Here is a 2,768-nt window from a genome sequence, read left to right as displayed (position 1 = left end):
GCGCCCGCCGGATGACGATTCACTCCAGGGGATCGAAATGCCGGTCCGCGAGCACACCCATCGCTGGTCTCAGCATTCGAGTTCGACGGGCAACCTGCCGGGCGAAGATCATGACCATTTCGGCGTCGGTGACTGCACCGGCCTCGTAGCGATCGCACAGCGCGGTGAGCGCCTCGGCGAGGGTGCGGGGGTGGCCGGGGAGCGCTTCGGCGATGTCCGCGAGGTCGGCCGAATCGACGAGTGCGCCGTAGCGTTCGGACTGCTGTAAGTGCTTGAGGATCCGGGCCAGCCCCTTGCTGCGAGCGATGACGAACGCATCCTCGCTGCGCGGGACGATGATCTGCCGGATCTGTTCGAGTGCAGCGTGATACAGCCAGTCGTTCTGTCCCGGCTGGGCGATTATGGTCGGCGGTTCTTCGAGCTCGAGATCGAGCACGTCGCAGAGTGCCTCGATCAGCAGTCGCCGGTGCAGCAACCCGTAGGCGAGCTGGTTGCCGACTTCGGAAAGTGGTGACTTGTCGGAATCCGGGCGATGGCCCAGAATGACCACTCGCAGTTCCGCGAAAACGCGGTAGTACCGGACTCGTGCGGTATCTACCGACCACGGTACGTGCGCCGCGTAGTCGGCCAGGCGGGCCCGGAAGTTCGTGAACGGCTCCTGCACTGCACGCAGCGACACCCATGCGAGATCGTCGTGCGGGTCACCGAGATGGCCCATCTCCAGGTCGAGCACGGCAGTCACGCGGCCGTTCTCGTACAGGAAATTTCCCGGACCGGTGTCGCCTTGAACGATCACCACCGGACCTGCGACGTCTGGACGGTTGCGGCGGAGCCACCGCAGACCCACCTCGATCAGAGGGTCCTTCCCGGCGTCGCTACCACGGTAGATGGATTCCCACACGCCGATCTCGTGATCGACCAGGGCGCGCAGGTCCATGTCGGCGTCCTGGTCGGGCAGGACGAGTCGATGCGGATCGACGCGGTGCATAGCAGCAAGCGTCCGCATGAATTCCGACGCAACGGAGACCCGCTCGTCCTCGTCCTTCAGGGCTGAGAACCACGGGTGTCCGGGTACGCGAGTCGAGAGGATCGCCTGTTCGGTCGGATGGACGCCGACGATGCTCGGCACAGGGACATCGGTGCCGTCGAAAGCTGCATAGAACTGCGCTTCGCGGTGAAGCGTGAACGGGTCACCCTTTTGCTCGGGGGTCTCACGGTCGTAGCGCAGGAAGAGCGGCCGGAGATCACCGTCGGCTTGGGCGACATCGACGTACCACGCTTCACGACGCCCACCTCCCGGTCGTCGCTCGAAGGACACCACCGAGCACTTCGTGGTGGCCTCGATCCAGTCCAGTAGGCCCTGGTCGAGGCTGACGTCATCAGTCTGGGTGTCCACCGACACGGCTTCTCCTAGTCACAGAATGCGAAAGTATGACTACCGTCACACTTTAATATCTAACCAGTATAACTACGTTTACGGTCACGTCGATACCCTTCCGGATGTGCCTTTGCGATGTGCTCGGTCGCGATCTGCGAGAGGAAGGAAGATGCTGTCGGATAACGGTGGGAATAGAGTGTGACGGGTGAGGACAGACAAGCGCGTTCAATTGAGCACCGTCGGCCATGGCGCCAAAGTGCGCGCAGTGAAGGCGTCCGAGCAGATCGCCAACCGATTGCGTAGCCAGATCGTCCGCGGTGAAATTCAGCCGGGTGAAATGCTGCCGTCCGAGAAAATGCTCATCGCCCAGTTCGATGTTTCGCGGCCCACCTTGCGTGAAGCGTTCCGGATTCTCGAAAGTGAGGGTTTGATTACCGTCCTCACCGGCGCACGCGGAGGTCCCCAGGCACGGCTGCCCGATCTGAGTGTCGCCGCGCGACACATCGGCTTGTACCTCCAAGTCCAAGGGACGACTGTGGAAGACCTGCTGGAGGCACGAACCGCGTTCGAGCCGGCCCTTGCGCGCTTCCTCGCTGAGCGGTGCTCCGCGGAGGGTTTGGAGGCCTTGGAAGACTGCGTCGATGCGCAGCAGGCGTCCGCGGACCGCGGGTTCGAGTCGGAAGAAGATTTCGCGGTGTGGGTGTCCCTGGTTGGGGAGTTCCACAACCTGATCGCGTTGTACTGCGGAAACAAGACGCTCGCCGCGCAGGCTCGTGCGCTTCGCGACGTCCTCGAGGCTCATCGTCGACTCGGCATCAAGGCGAGGCGACCTGATGTGCCGATCGAAATGGGTTTCATCCAGGCTGTGGTCGACGACTGCCGCGGTTTGGTGGACTTGGTCCGGGCGCGCGATGTTGATGGAGCAGAACAACATTGGCGTAAACATCTTCAACACGTTGCCGACTCGATTCTTCGAACACGGGACGTCAACGTGACGATCAACCTCTTTGACTGATCATCCCGTTTCGTATCCGGCAGGAAGGTCGCGCACGGTCGCTCCTCGGAGAGTAGTGCGTCTGCAGGCACGCCCTTGGGGAACTGGATATGCCCGACCACCACCGCAATTCGGCTTGATATGCACTGTAAACACGGCGCCGCCCAGTGATCCCGCATGTGACTTCCTAGAGGCTGCCGAGTCGTTCGCCCGCCGAGGTTACGCTGCGCCCGCTCTGAGCGAGATCATCTCCGCAACGACCTTCCAAGGCCACGCTCCACCTCGGCTTCGAAGGCGAAGTGGATCTCGTTCCTGCCTTCAATCGAGGAAGGCCGAACCCGCCTCGCTCTGCCTGGTCCTGACGGCAGAATCAGGTCGGTGCACCAGTCGCTGGAG

Annotated in this window: 2 protein-coding genes; one reads left to right on the top strand and one right to left on the bottom strand. The window is 62.4% G+C overall.

What is annotated here, in order from left to right; all coding sequences use genetic code 11:
- Positions 1 to 19 precede the first annotated feature (19 nt).
- The gene (locus WAW17_RS21210) at positions 20 to 1,396 is read right to left on the bottom strand and encodes a phosphotransferase family protein (protein WP_422334884.1); all 1,377 of its coding nucleotides are present in this window, start codon (positions 1,394 to 1,396) and stop codon (positions 20 to 22) included.
- 187 nt (positions 1,397 to 1,583) lie between these two features.
- Between WAW17_RS21210 and WAW17_RS21205 the strand changes: the two genes are divergently transcribed.
- Positions 1,584 to 2,393 carry a FadR/GntR family transcriptional regulator gene (locus WAW17_RS21205; RefSeq protein ID WP_422334883.1) on the top strand — a complete coding sequence of 270 codons (810 nt, stop codon included), beginning with the start codon at positions 1,584 to 1,586 and terminating at the stop codon, positions 2,391 to 2,393.
- The last annotated feature ends 375 nt before the right edge of the window (positions 2,394 to 2,768 follow it).

Source organism: Rhodococcus sp. (in: high G+C Gram-positive bacteria), from assembly GCF_049286785.1.
Taxonomy (GTDB): Bacteria; Actinomycetota; Actinomycetes; order Mycobacteriales; family Mycobacteriaceae; genus Rhodococcus_F.
The sequence above is the reverse complement of the archived record's forward strand: the minus strand, read 5'-3'. Positions and strand labels throughout refer to the sequence as shown.